This window comes from Synechococcus sp. EJ6-Ellesmere (assembly GCF_024345875.1).
Classification (GTDB): Bacteria; Cyanobacteriota; Cyanobacteriia; order PCC-6307; family Cyanobiaceae; genus Regnicoccus_A; species Regnicoccus_A antarcticus.
In genome coordinates this window covers 18,023-30,884 of the sequence record NZ_JAGQBY010000015.1, presented here as the reverse complement: position 1 = coordinate 30,884, position 12,862 = coordinate 18,023, and the positions used below count along the sequence as shown (strand labels likewise).

General features: G+C 66.5%; 12 protein-coding genes and 1 tRNA gene. 8 read left to right on the top strand and 5 right to left on the bottom strand.

What is annotated here, in order from left to right:
• Positions 1 to 100 precede the first annotated feature (100 nt).
• From murQ to dnaK, 4 genes are all read right to left on the bottom strand, one after another.
• Positions 101 to 1,057, bottom strand: a complete 957-nt coding sequence (murQ, locus tag KBY78_RS02920) for an N-acetylmuramic acid 6-phosphate etherase (protein ID WP_255142259.1) — start codon at positions 1,055 to 1,057, stop codon at positions 101 to 103.
• Positions 1,054 to 1,470: a DUF3110 domain-containing protein gene (locus KBY78_RS02915; RefSeq protein WP_006171502.1), complete on the bottom strand. Its 417-nt coding sequence runs from the start codon at positions 1,468 to 1,470 to the stop codon at positions 1,054 to 1,056. The genes murQ and KBY78_RS02915 overlap by 4 nt, the downstream gene beginning before the upstream one ends.
• 61 nt (positions 1,471 to 1,531) lie before the next feature.
• Entirely contained in the window at positions 1,532 to 2,473 is a 942-nt protein-coding gene (locus KBY78_RS02910; protein ID WP_255142258.1) for a DnaJ C-terminal domain-containing protein, read from the bottom strand.
• Between the two features lie 5 nt (positions 2,474 to 2,478).
• A complete protein-coding gene (dnaK, locus tag KBY78_RS02905; RefSeq protein WP_255142256.1) occupies positions 2,479 to 4,629 on the bottom strand; it encodes a molecular chaperone DnaK in 2,151 nt (716 codons plus the stop codon).
• A gap of 185 nt (positions 4,630 to 4,814) precedes the next feature.
• Between dnaK and pstC the strand changes: the two genes are divergently transcribed.
• The 3 genes from pstC to pstB are packed head-to-tail and all read left to right on the top strand — an operon-like array spanning position 4,815 to position 7,542.
• Positions 4,815 to 5,777 carry a phosphate ABC transporter permease subunit PstC gene (pstC, locus tag KBY78_RS02900; protein ID WP_255142254.1) on the top strand — a complete coding sequence of 321 codons (963 nt, stop codon included), beginning with the start codon at positions 4,815 to 4,817 and terminating at the stop codon, positions 5,775 to 5,777.
• Positions 5,778 to 5,787: 10 nt separating this feature from the next.
• Positions 5,788 to 6,681: a phosphate ABC transporter permease PstA gene (gene pstA / locus KBY78_RS02895; RefSeq protein ID WP_255142253.1), complete on the top strand. Its 894-nt coding sequence runs from the start codon at positions 5,788 to 5,790 to the stop codon at positions 6,679 to 6,681.
• A gap of 42 nt (positions 6,682 to 6,723) precedes the next feature.
• Positions 6,724 to 7,542, top strand: a complete 819-nt coding sequence (gene pstB, locus KBY78_RS02890) for a phosphate ABC transporter ATP-binding protein PstB (RefSeq protein ID WP_006171507.1) — start codon at positions 6,724 to 6,726, stop codon at positions 7,540 to 7,542.
• Positions 7,543 to 7,708: 166 nt separating this feature from the next.
• Here the strand turns inward: pstB and KBY78_RS02885 are convergent.
• Positions 7,709 to 7,795 (bottom strand) — tRNA-Ser (locus KBY78_RS02885).
• 61 nt (positions 7,796 to 7,856) lie between these two features.
• Between KBY78_RS02885 and KBY78_RS02880 the strand changes: the two genes are divergently transcribed.
• The 5 genes from KBY78_RS02880 to htpG all read left to right on the top strand — a co-directional run bounded on the left by KBY78_RS02880 (position 7,857) and on the right by htpG (position 12,683).
• Entirely contained in the window at positions 7,857 to 8,225 is a 369-nt protein-coding gene (locus KBY78_RS02880; RefSeq protein ID WP_006171508.1) for a 2Fe-2S iron-sulfur cluster-binding protein, read from the top strand.
• A gap of 32 nt (positions 8,226 to 8,257) precedes the next feature.
• A complete protein-coding gene (locus KBY78_RS02875) occupies positions 8,258 to 9,133 on the top strand; it encodes an inositol monophosphatase family protein (RefSeq protein ID WP_255142252.1) in 876 nt (291 codons plus the stop codon).
• Between the two features lie 54 nt (positions 9,134 to 9,187).
• Complete coding sequence (locus KBY78_RS02870) at positions 9,188 to 10,363, top strand: ATP phosphoribosyltransferase regulatory subunit (protein ID WP_255142251.1); 1,176 nt, start codon at positions 9,188 to 9,190, stop codon at positions 10,361 to 10,363.
• A gap of 82 nt (positions 10,364 to 10,445) precedes the next feature.
• On the top strand, positions 10,446 to 10,670 hold the full coding sequence (locus KBY78_RS02865; protein WP_006171512.1) for a ferredoxin family protein: 225 nt from the start codon (positions 10,446 to 10,448) through the stop codon (positions 10,668 to 10,670).
• 120 nt (positions 10,671 to 10,790) lie between these two features.
• The gene (gene htpG / locus KBY78_RS02860; RefSeq protein ID WP_255142249.1) at positions 10,791 to 12,683 is read left to right on the top strand and encodes a molecular chaperone HtpG; all 1,893 of its coding nucleotides are present in this window, start codon (positions 10,791 to 10,793) and stop codon (positions 12,681 to 12,683) included.
• The last annotated feature ends 179 nt before the right edge of the window (positions 12,684 to 12,862 follow it).

The window sequence follows — 12,862 nt, the reverse complement described above, 5'->3', positions numbered from 1 at the left end:
CCCTGATGACCCCGAAAGAGCAGGTGCCGGCTGACACCCGCCGCAAACTCGACCTGTTCACCTCCCCCTACTGGGGGCCCTTCGAAACGGCCGCTGCAGCTCAGGCCAGCTGAGCACCGAGCTGCTCCAGGGCCTGCCGCACCTGGCCGTCGTGGGCGCTCAGGGCTGCATCGGCCTGCTCGGGGCTCAGACCGGCCGCGGCCATCACCAGGGCCCGCTTGACTGAACCGCCAGCGGCAGCGAGCAGCTCGGATCCCCGCTCACGCTCCACCCCGGCCAGGTCCCTGAGGATGCGCAGGGCACGGTCTTCCAGCTTGCTGTTGGTGACGGCCACATCCACCATGCGGTTGCCGTACACCTTGCCCAGCCGCACCATCACCCCGGTGGAGATGATGTTCAGAGCCATCTTGGTGGCCGTGCCCGCCTTGAGGCGCGTGGAGCCGGTGAGCAGCTCCGCCCCGGTGACCAGCCGGATGTCGATGGTGCAGGGCATCGGCGCCTGCTCTTGCGGGACGCAGGCCATGGCGATCGCCAGGGCGCCGAGGGAGCGGGCATGCTCCAGGCCGCCGAGCACGTAGGGGGTGGTGCCGCCAGCAGCGATGCCCACCAGGGCGTCAGCGGGAGTGAAGCCCCGCTCGATCAGATCATCACGGCCGGCTTCGCGCAGGTCCTCAAGGCCTTCGGAACTGCGCAGCAGAGCCGGTGCACCGCCGGCAAGCACACCCTGAACAAGCTCCGGGGGGGTGCAGAAGGTGGGAGGACACTCGGCCGCATCGAGGACGCCGAGGCGCCCGGAAGTGCCGGCACCGAGGTAGAACAGCCGGCCGCCTGAGCGCAGGCGAGCGCTGATGGCCTCCACCGCCTCAGCCAGGGCCGGTGCCGCCGCCTCCATGGCCAGCAGCGCCTTCTCGTCTTCCCTGCAGAACAGATCGACCAGTTCGCTGGAGCTGAGCTGATCGAGGCTGGCACTGGCTGGGTTGGCCTGCTCGGTGAGCAGATGGCCACGGTCGGGGGCGGCGGATCCAGCCAGGGCGGCGCCCGGTTCAGGGGGAATCACAGCAGGCCCTCCAAGCGGCGGCGGAAGGCTTCGAGCTCGGCATTTTCGGGGCTGCTCTCCTCGCCGCTGTCCTGGGGAGCGGCAGAGCGGCTGGGCTCGTCCTTCCAGTGGGTCAGATCCATGTTCCGCTCCGGCGGAGCAATCAGCAGGCGCTCTTCCGGGGAGCTGGGCAGGAAGCCGGAAGGCACGAAACGGGCCTCATAGCCCGCCTGGCCGCAGAACAGCTCCATCTCCTCCCGCTCGATCGCCTCCACGCTCGGGACGGGGAAATCCTGGGCCTCGAGCAGACCCGCATAGCGCTCGGCATCGTCCCGTTCCTCGAACAGCAGCACAACGGTGCGGCCATTCAGCTCCAGGGAGTGAATGCCTTCGTTGTCGGTGCCTGCTTCGAACAGCAGCACATGGACGGGCATGAAGCGAACCAATCCCAGCCGCTCAGTGTCCCATTGATTGTCGCCTGCGCTGTAGGGCCTTTCAGCCATCGCGGGACAACTCCTCCAGCCGTCTGTAGAGCGCCACTTCGGCGTCGCTGATCTGCTCCGGCAGAACGATGCGCAGCTCGACCAGCTGATCGCCGCGCCGCTCTCCCTGGCTGAGGCCAAGACCCCGCAGGCGCAGCAGCCGACCACTGGAGGAGCAGGGTGGCACCGTGAGCTGCACCCGCCCCTCGAGAGTGGGCACCACCACCTTGCAGCCCAGGGCCGCTTCGGCTGGCGACAGCTCCAGGTCGTAGTGCACCCGCAGGCCGTCGATGCGCAGACCATCAGGGCGGCGCACCCGCAGCTGCAGGAAATGGTCGGCCCCGCCCGGGGCGACACCGGCCAGGCGCAGGCGCCAGCCATCTCCGGCCAGGGGAGGTGTCCAGAGCTCCACCGCCAGGCCACCTGGAAGCTCCAGCTCCAGCCGGGTGCCGGCGAGGGCCTGCTCGGGGCTGAGATCCACCACCGTCTCCAGATCGTTGGCGGCCTGAACCGGCGGTGGTGGGGGCGGGGCGTGGGTCACCTCGACCCCTGGCTCCTCCCGAGGCCGAGAGGGTTCCGGCCGCTCCTGCTCGAGATCGGCCTCTGTCTCCCCGGGTGCATCCGGACGAGACTGTCGGCCGAACAGGGCATCGAGATAGTCGTCGAAGTCGGGGAAACCCGTAGTGAAGGGATCGGCGCGCTCGGCCCTCAGCGATCCGGGATCCCGCCCGGATTCCCAGGCCTGGCGGCGGCGTGGATCCGAGAGCACGGCATAGGCCTCGTTGACCCGCTTGAAACGCTCCTCGGCCACCGGATCGTTGCCGTTGAGATCCGGATGCCAACGGCGCGCCTGGGCACGAAAGCCGCGCTTGAGGGCCGCGGCATCGGCCCCCGGGCTCAGCCCGAGGACCGCCCAGTAGTCATCACCGACTGTGGCGGTGGGGCTGCGGCTCACCGTCTTCAGTCCTCAGCCCAGGGATCGTCGGCCCTGGGACTGGGGCGCCGGCGCCCTTCGGCGGCCGGTTCATAGCGATCAGAGCGATCGGGGCGTGGAGGCTCCCGGCGGGGAGGCTCGGGCCTGGAGCGCTCCAACCGTGGACTTTCGTAGGAGGAGTAGCCCTCCTCCCGGTAGCCGCCGTTGCGGGACGGGGGAGCCCATGGATCCCCTCCCCAGCGCTCGGAGGGGCCGGGACGAGAGCGGTCCCACTCGTCCCAGTCGTCTTCGTCAGAGAAGAGGTCGTCCTTGATCGAGCCCAGGGTGTTTTTGAGGCCCTGCAAGGGGCCCGACTCCGTCTTGCGTTCGCTGATCAGACGGCGATTGAGACCATAGAGGGCTTCCTGCAACTGACTGACAGCCAGATCGAGTTCGGCCGGGTCGGAATCGTCGAGCAGGACCTGCACCTCGCGCAGAGCCATCTCCACGGAGCGCTGCTGCCTCTCAGCGCCGTAGGGACCGAGCTCGAGGGCGGCATCCCGCAGACGGCGCTCCGCCTGGGCCACCAGGGTCTGGGCCCGGTTGAGCCGATCCACCGCCACCCGCTTGCGCCGGTCTTCGGCGGACTTGCGCTGAGCCTCCTCCAGCAGCGCCTGAATCTCCTGTTCACTGAGGTTGGAGCCCCCTTGAATGCTCACGCTCTGCTGACGGCCAGTGGTGCGGTCGGTGGCCGACACCTGCAGCAGGCCGTTGGCGTCGATGTCGAGCGACACCTGCACCTGGGGCACACCCCGGGGGGCGGGCGGAATGCCCGAAAGCCGGAAGCGCCCCAGCGATTTGTTATCCACCGCCATCTGGCGCTCCCCCTGGAGCACATGGATCTCCACTGCCGACTGGTTGGCCTCGGAGGTGCTGAACACATCCGATCGGCGCACGGGAATGGGGGTGTTGCGCGGGATCAGCACCTTCATCACCCCGCCGATCGTCTCCAGGCCGAGCGAGAGGGGGGTGACGTCGTTGAGCATCAGATCACGCAGATCGCCGGTGAGGATGCCGGCCTGCACCGCCGCACCGATGGCCACCACCTCATCGGGATTGACCGACTGACAGGGTTCGCGCGGAATCAGGGTGCGCACCATCTCCTGAACCATCGGCATGCGGGTGCTGCCGCCCACCAGCACCACGTCGTCGATGTCATCGGCCGTGAGACCTGAATCACGCAGGGCCCTCTGCACTGGACGCATCAGGCGATCAAGCAGATCGGGGCAGAGGGACTCGAAGGTGCGCCGCTCGAGGCTGGTCTCGATGTGCAGGGGTCCTTCGGGGCCCGTGGCGATGAACGGCAGCGAGATCGGAGTGGTGGTGACGCCGGAGAGCTCCTGCTTGGCCTTTTCGGCCGCCTCGCTCAGCCGCTGCAGAGCCTGGCGGTCCCGGCGCAGATCCATCTGATGACGGGCCTCGAAGGCCTCCGAGAGCCAGTCGACGATCCGCAGGTCCCAGTCATTGCCGCCCAGCTGGGTGTCGCCGCTGGTGGCCTTCACATCGAAGACGCCATTGGCGATGCGCAGCACCGACACATCGAAGGTGCCGCCACCCAGGTCGAACACCAGCACACGCTTGACCGCACTGCGGTCGAAGCCATAAGCCAGGGCCGCGGCTGTGGGTTCATTCAGGATCCGCTCCACCGTGAGCCCCGCCAGACGGCCGGCGTCGCGCGTGGCCTGGCGCTGGGCATCATTGAAATAGGCGGGAACGGTGATCACTGCCGCTTCCACCGCTTCGCCCAGGTAGGTGGCGGCGTCGTCGACGAGTTTGCGCAGAATGCTGGCGAGCAGCTCCTCGGGGGCATACTCCCGCTCGGTGACGGGGCAGACGATGCGGACATTGCCCTGGTCGTTGGCCCGCACGGTGTAGGGCACGGCCAGGCTGCCGTCGTCGAGTTCGTCCCAGCTGCGGCCGACGAAGCGCTTGAGGTTGGCGAAGGTGTTGCGGGGGTTGAGCACCAGCTGGCGGCGGGCGAGCTGCCCCACCAGCAACTCCTGATCACGGCTGAAGCCCACCACCGACGGTGTGGTGCGACCCCCTTCGGCATTGGCGATCACCTGGGGCCGACCGCCCTCCAGCACCGCCACCACCGAATTGGTGGTGCCCAGGTCAATGCCAACGATCCGGCCCATGCATCCCCAAAGCGAAGCCCCAAACTACCGGCTTCCTGGCCGGAAGCCTGCGGGGCGGCTGCGCCCTGAGCCGCTCAATCCCGGCCGGTGTTAAGGCGTTCTTAGTGGTCGCGGGCCTGGATCGCAACCTAGGTTCTGACCATGGGCAGCCACTGCAGGCCACTCGTCTTCTCTTCTGTAGCTCCATGGTGATCCGATCTGAATCGGGCCAGGATCAGTTCACCTTGCGCAGACGCCCCTGGGCGGAACGCAGCATCGATAGCGGCTTCAAGCTGCTCACGATCGTGCTGGCGTCCCTGGTGGCCGTGGTGCTGCTCGGCATCTTCCTCACGGTGTTCAACGGGGCCAGGGAGGCGATGGCCACCTTCGGCCTTTCGTTCCTGGTCACCTCAGGCTGGGATCCGGTCAACAGCCAGTACGGCGCCTTCACAGCGATCTACGGCACTCTCGTGTCATCGCTGCTGGCGCTGTTCATTGCCGTACCGCTGGGGGTGGGAACCGCCATCTTCATCACCGAAAATCTGATTCCGCGCACCTGGCGCGAGCTGATCGGCGTGATGGTGGAACTGCTGGCAGCAATCCCCTCGGTGGTCCTGGGTCTTTGGGCCATCTTCGTGATGGAGCCGCTGCTCAGGCCGTTCCTCAGTTTCCTGCACCAGAGCCTCGGCTGGTTTCCCCTGTTCTCAACGGCCCCCAAGGGACCCGGGATGGCCCCGGCGGTCCTGATTCTCGTGGTCATGATCCTGCCGATCATCACCGCCATTTCCCGGGATGCTCTCAACCAGGTGCCCCAGGAGCTGCGCCAGGGGGCCTACGGCGTGGGCAGCACCCGCTGGACCGCCATCTTCAATGTGATCCTGCCGGCGGCCATCTCCTCAATCATCGGTGGCGTGATGCTGGCTCTGGGCCGTGCCATGGGTGAAACGATGGCCGTGACCATGATCATCGGCAACTCGATGAACTTCAGCTGGTCACTGCTGGCGCCGGGCAACACCATCTCAGCGATGCTTGCCAACCAGTTCGGCGAGGCCGATGGCATCCAGGTGTCGGCCCTTCTCTATGCAGCTTTCATTCTGATGCTGCTCACCTTTGCCGTGAACATCCTCGCCCAATGGATCGTTCGCAAGTTCAGCCTGAGCTACAACTGAGCAGCCCGCCATGACCCTTGCCACACCAGCCCGTCCAGCCCGCTCGCTGCACTTCAATCCGGGGCTGAGGCGCAACCGCACCGACAAGCTCTTCACCTTGATTGCCGGGCTGTTCAGTCTGATCGCGGTGCTCCCTCTCATCCTGGTACTGATCTATGTGCTGATCCAGGGGGGCAAGCTGATCAGCGTCAACCTCTTCACCCAGCTTCCTCCGGCCCCTGGCCTTGAAGGAGGCGGCATCGCCAACGCCATCATCGGCACCTTCGTGGTCACCCTGGTGGCCTCCCTGATTGCCATTCCAGTGGGTGTGGGAGGAGGGGTTTACCTGGCGGAGTACGCCAGCAGTGGCTGGTTCGCCCAGTTCATCCGCGTCGGCAACGACATCCTGGCCGGAGTGCCTTCAATCATCTGCGGCGTGTTCGTGTACAGCGCGATCGTGGCCACCCGTCTGTTCTTCGGTCAGTCCTATTCCGCCGCTGCCGGTGGTATCGCCCTGGCTGTATTGATGCTGCCCACGGTCATCAAAACAACCGATGAATCCCTCAAACTGGTGCCTCAGGAACTGAGCTGGGGAGCCATCGGAATCGGTGCCTCGAAGTTCGTGACGATCACGCGCATCACCCTGCCCAGCGCGTTCACTCCGATCGCCACCGGGGTGGTCCTGGCCATCGCCCGGGCCGCCGGCGAAACGGCTCCCCTGATCTTCACGGCCTTGTTCTCACCCTTCTGGCCTGAGGGTCTGTTCAACCCGATCGCGTCGATGTCGGTGTTGATCTTCAACTTCGCCATCATGCCCTACGAGGCACAGAACTCCCTGGCCTGGGCCGCGTCGTTTGTGCTCGTGATGCTGATTCTTGGAGCCAATCTGCTGGCCCGCTGGATTCGCCGGTTCGCCTCCAGCTAGCCCCCTGAGCTCGGATTTCACCACCACCACCCTGACCCAGCCATGACCAGCACCCTGAATCCACCCAGCACCAGCTCCACCCTGCCCAGCTGCCTCAGCCTGGAGAACGTCACCATCAGCTACGGCAGCTTCGAAGCCGTGCGTGATGTCTACATGGACATCCCCCGCAATCGGGTGACCGCCTTCATCGGCCCCTCCGGCTGCGGCAAATCGACCGTCCTGCGGGCCCTCAACCGCATGAACGATCTGATCGAGGGCTGCAGCCTGCGTGGTCGCGTGGTGTTCGATGGTCAGGACATGTATGCCCGAGAGGTGGATCCCGTGGAGGTACGCCGCCGCATCGGCATGGTGTTCCAGAAGCCCAACCCCTTCCCCAAGAGCATCTACGAGAACATCGCCTTTGGGGCTCGGATCAATGGCTACAAGGGCGACATGGATGAGCTGGTGGAGCGCTCCCTGCGCAAGGCGGCGATCTGGGATGAAACCAAGGACAAGCTCAAGGAGAGTGGCAATGCCCTCTCCGGCGGCCAGCAGCAGCGGCTGTGCATCGCCCGAGCCATCGCCGTGGAGCCGGAGGTGATCCTGATGGACGAGCCCTGCTCGGCACTTGATCCGATCTCCACCCTCAAGATCGAGGAGATGATGCATGAGCTCAAGAAGAGCTTCACCATCGTGATCGTCACCCACAACATGCAGCAGGCGGTACGGGTATCGGACTACACCGGCTTCTTCAATGCCGAAGCCGTGGAAGGCGGCAGCGGCAAGGTGGGTTACCTGGTGGAGTTCAACGACACCGAGCGCATCTTCAACGCCCCGGTGCAGCAGGCCACCCAGGATTACGTCACCGGCCGCTTCGGCTGAACACCCTCTGGCCACACCTGCCAGTGGAACTGCTTGGAAGAGAGGACATGAATTCAGGCAAACCCTGCTGATCCATGCTTATCGGGCCTCAGCGCAATCGCTCTGGATCAGAGCTGAATCAGGGCACAAAAAAGCCGGCTGCGGGAGCCGGCTCGGTGGTTGGAAGCGGAGAGGGAGGGATTCGAACCCTCGATAGAGTTGCCCCTATACAGCATTTCCAGTGCTGCGCCTTCGACCACTCGGCCACCTCTCCAGCGGCTGTTATGGGGCAGATGGCAATGTAGCAGTCAGCCCAGAGGCTCCAATTCCATCCGATGACACGACGCTTCCCGATCACGGTGCACTGGCGGCAGGAACAACGGCTGATCCGCCTGGAGGTTCCCGAAGGGGAGTACATCCTGCGCAGTTTCGAGGCCCAGGGGCAGCCACTGCCCTTCAGCTGCCGCAACGGCTGTTGCACCACCTGTGCCGTGCGCGTCATCTCCGGTGAGATCGATCAGCAGGAGGCCCTGGGACTCTCCCAGGATCTGCGCCGTCAGGGCTACGGCCTGCTCTGCGTGGCCAGGGCCACAGGCCCCCTGGAGGTGGAAACCCAGGACGAGGACGAGGTTTATGAGCTTCAGTTCGGACGCTATTTCGGCCGCGGGCGGGTGACGCCAGGCCTGCCCCTGGAGGAGGAATGATGAAGCCCGCAACACCGACCAGTCCCCAGCCCGTGCCAAGCCTCTCCGAGCAGGCTCTGCTCAATTCAGCCCTGGAGCCCTCCGAGCTTGAACGGCTGGCTGAAGTGGCCCGGGAGGCCGCCGGCGCCGGCGCCCGGGTGCTGGCCCACCACTTCGGCCAGCTGGAATCGATCCGCGAGAAGGGCCGCTCCGGGGATCTGGTCACCGAGGCTGATCTGGCGGCGGAGCAGGCGGTGCTGGCCGTGCTCGAAGCCCGCACACCGGAGCTGGGGGTGCTGGCGGAGGAGAGCGGACGCCGCAGCACCGGCTCGCAGCTGGAATGGTGCGTGGATCCCCTCGATGGCACCACCAACTACGCCCACGGCTATCCCTTCTTCGCCACCTCGATCGGCCTCACCTGGAAGGGTGCACCGTTGCTGGGGGCCATCAGCGTGCCGGCCCTCGAGGAGCTCTACTGGGCGGCCCCGGGCCTGGGGGCCTGGTGCAACGACCGGCCGCTGCGGGTGAGTGGCTGCAACGACCTGGCCGCTTCGCTGCTGGTCACGGGCTTCGCCTACGACCGCCAGAGCCAGCCCGACACCAACTACAGCGAGTTCTGCTGGTTCACCCATCGCAGCCGCGGCGTGCGTCGCGGCGGTGCGGCGGCGGTGGATCTGGCCTTCGTGGCCGCCGGCCGGCTCGATGGCTACTGGGAGAGGGGCCTCTCCCCCTGGGATCTGGCCGCGGGTGTGGTGCTCGTTGAGCAGGCGGGCGGTGTGGTCAGCCGCTACGACGGCAGTCCAGCCGCCCTGGCCGAGGGCCGGCTGATCGCCTGCACGCCGGGCCTGCAGGCGGCCCTGATCGATGGTCTCGGCCACTGCCGCCCCCTGCCCGGCCACCTGTTCGGGGCTCCGGAGCTCGAGTCCTAGCCCCAACCGCTCCATAGGATCCAGCGTCTCCCGTCCCCCAGCTCCTCCGTCCCCATGGCCCTGCAACCCGCCGCTGGCGCCAGGGATCTCCACCCGCGCCAGGTGGACCGCAACCGCCAGCTCTGCCAGCGGCTGGCCGCGGTCTACCGGCTGTGGGGCTACCAGGAGGTAGCGCCGCCGATGGTGGAGCGGCTCGACACCCTCGAGGCCGGTGGCGGCATCGCCGAGCGGGAGGTGGCGCGCCTCACCGCGGAGGAACCGCTGGGGCTGCGCCCCGGGCTGCCCGCCTCGATCGCGGGGGCCGCCTGCCCCCGCCTGGCCGATCGGCCCCGTCCGCTGCGGTTGTGGGCGGAGGGCAGCATTTTTCGCACCTTCACCGGGGACAGCGGCGGCCAGCGCCTGAGCGAGCGGCTCCAGAGCGGCGTTGAGCTGCTGGGGGTGAGCTCCGCGGCGGCGGACGCCGAGCTGATGGCCCTGCTGCTGGCCTGCAGCGAAACCCTTGGCCTGCAGGCCAGCCATCAACCCAGGCTGCTGGTGGGCCACCACGGCGTGCTCTCCGCCCTGCTCGACGACCTGCCCGCCGCCCATCGCTCCAGCGCGCGCCAGGCTCTCTCGGGCTTCGATCCTTTGGCGATCGCCCGCCTGCCCTTGTCCCAGGTCCAGATCGATCGGCTGCAGGAGCTGATGCGCCTGCGCGGGGAACCGGCGGCGGTGCTCACCGAGCTGCGCCGTCATCTCGGTGAGAGCCCCCTGATCGATGAACTGGCGGGTTCTCTGGAGATCGTGGCGCCGACAGCCGCCCGGCTGGGCATCGGCCTGCAGCTGGATCCCAGTTTCCAGCCCCATTTCGATCTCTACGACGGGATCGTGCTCAAGCTGGTCTGCCTGGGGGCCGAGGCGCCGGTGGAGATCGCCAGCGGCGGTCGCTACGACGCCCTGGTGGGCCGCTTCGGTGCCGAGACCACGGAGGCGGCCGGGGTTGGATTCGGCTTCTCGATCGAGGACATCCGCGATCTGCTGCTCAGACCAGGCGCCCGCGACCCGGCCGGCCGGCCGGTGCTGGTGGCCTACGGCCAGAGCTCCAGCCTGGCCGCCGCCCTGGAGGCCCTCTCTGGCCTGCACGGCCAGGGCCAGAGCGCCGAACTGCTCCCCGATGCCTGCCCCAGCCGCGACGAGGCCGAAGCGGCAGCCCAGCGCCGGGGCTGCTCGGCCCTGGAGTGGCTCCCCTGAACCCAGGCCCGTCCCACCACCATCAGGCACCTCGGCCAGGGGGGTGAATTTCTAAGATCAGGCACCGCAGGACTCCGCAGCCATGGCCCACAGCATCGTCACTGACATCTGTGAGGGCGTGGCCGATTGCGTCGATGCCTGCCCGGTGGCCTGCATCCATCCCGGCCAGGGAGCCAACAGCAAGGGCACATCCTTCTATTGGATCAATTTCGACACCTGCATTGACTGCGGCATCTGCCTGCAGGTCTGCCCCGTGAGCGGCGCGATCCTGCCGGAGGAGCGGGCCGATCTGCAGCGCTCCGCCTAGCTGTCGGCTGGCCAGCAGGACGACGCCCCGCGAGGTTCGGTGACCCCTCCCCGCAGCAGCTTGAGGCCGGTGAAGGGCCGAGCGTAAGGTCAGCTGAAGTCCTTACAAGCTGACGGAATCATGACGGTGCTGGAACAGGGTCAGATTCAGATCCACACCGAAAACATCTTCCCGATCATCAAGAAGGCCGTCTATTCCGGCCACGAAGTGTTCCTCAGGGAACTCGTCAGCAATGCGGTGGATGCCATCAGCAAGCGCCGCATGGCCGCCATGGCCAGCGACTGCAGCGAAGGCCCCGAAGGGCTGGTGAGCATCAGGATCGACCGTGAGGCCAAAACCCTCACCATCAGTGACAACGGCATCGGCATGAGCGCCGATGAGGTGAAGCGCTACATCAACCAGGTGGCCTTCTCCAGTGCCGAGGACTTCCTCGAGAAATACAAGCGCGAAGACGACGCGATCATCGGCCATTTCGGCCTCGGCTTCTATTCAAGTTTCATGGTGGCCGAGCGGGTGGAGCTGATCAGCCTCAGCGCCAGCCCCGGCGCTGAAGCGGTGCGCTGGAGCTGCGATGGCTCCCCCAACTTCAGCCTGGAAACCGGCGAGCGCGCCGAGCCTGGCACCGATGTGATCCTGCACCTGCAGGAGGAGGAGCTGGAATACATCGAACCGGCCCGCATCCGCTCCCTGATCACCACCTACTGCGACTTCCTGCCGGTGGAGGTGCAGCTGGAGGGAGAAACCGTGAACAAGCGGGAGGCGCCCTGGCGCAAGAGCCCGCGCGATCTCAGCGACGACGACTACATCGCCCTGTACCGCTACCTCTACCCCTTCCAGGGTGACCCGCTGCTCTGGGTTCACCTCAACACCGACTACCCCTACACCCTGCAGGGGATCCTCTACTTCCCCAGGATCACCGGCCGGGCCGACTGGGAGAAAGGCGAAATCCGCCTCTACTGCAACCAGGTGTTCGTGTCCGACTCGGTCAAGGAGGTGGTGCCCCGCTACCTGCTGCCCCTGCGTGGGGTGATCGACTCCCCCGACATCCCCTTGAACGTGAGCCGCAGTGCCCTGCAGACGGATCGGCGGGTGCGCTCGATCGGCGGCTTCGTGGCCAAGAAGGTGGGGGACCGGCTCAAGGAGCTGCACCGTGATGAGCCCGCTCGCTATGCCGAGATCTGGGAGGGGATCGCCCCCTTCATCAAGATCGGCGCGATGGAAGACGAGAAGTTCGCCGATCAGGTGGCCGAGCTGATCCTGTTCGGCACCACCGCAGCGGCGGCCGAGCCCGACCCTGTCGCCGTTGGCGAGAAGGCCTACACCACCCTCAGTGGCTACCGCAGTCGCCTCGAGAGTTCGGAGAATCAGCGCATCCTCTATTGCACCGATGAAGCCGCCCAGGCCGGGCCGCTGGCCCTCTGGCAGGGGCAGGGGGCTGAGGTGCTCCTCGCCGACACCCTGATCGATGCCCAGTTCATCCCCTGGCTTGAAGACCGCCACGGGGAGCTGAAATTCCAGCGGGTGGACGCGGAACTCGACGCCAGCATCCAGGAACAGGAGAGCAGCCTGAGTGATGCCGACGGCACCGACAGCTCCGAGAAGTTGCGGGAGCTGTTCAATGGCGCCCTGGCCAACGAGAAGGTGACCATTCAGGTCCAGGCGCTCAAGGGGGAGAACACCCCGGCGGCCCTAATTCTGCTGCCGGAGCAGATGCGCCGCCTCAACGATATCGGCGCTCTGATGGAGCAACGCCTGCCCGGACTGCCTGACCACCATGTGCTGGTGGTCAACCGCCGTCATCCCCTGGTGGCGGGCCTGCAGAAACTCTCCAGTGGCGCCGTGCTCACGGGTGTGGGCACCAGCTCCCCCAGCCAGCAGCTGGCCCAGGAGCTCAGTTGCCACATCTATGAACTGGCCCGCCTGGCGGTGGGAGGCCTCGAGCCGAACCAGCTGGCCGGTTTCCAGCAGCGCAGCGCCGACCTGATGGGCCGGCTGATGGAGAGGGGCCTCTGAGGCTCCGGCGCAAACCGCCCTGGACCTGCGCCCTGAAGTGTTGGCTCAAAAGGTTCAAGTCATCACCCGGGTTTCATTTCATCGCTCCCCATCCGCGGCTGAATCAGGAAGGCCCTGGGCGGTGAGGTTTTGGGTGGTTTCGGCCGATAGCGTGAGCCTCCTCTCCCCCATCTGAGCCC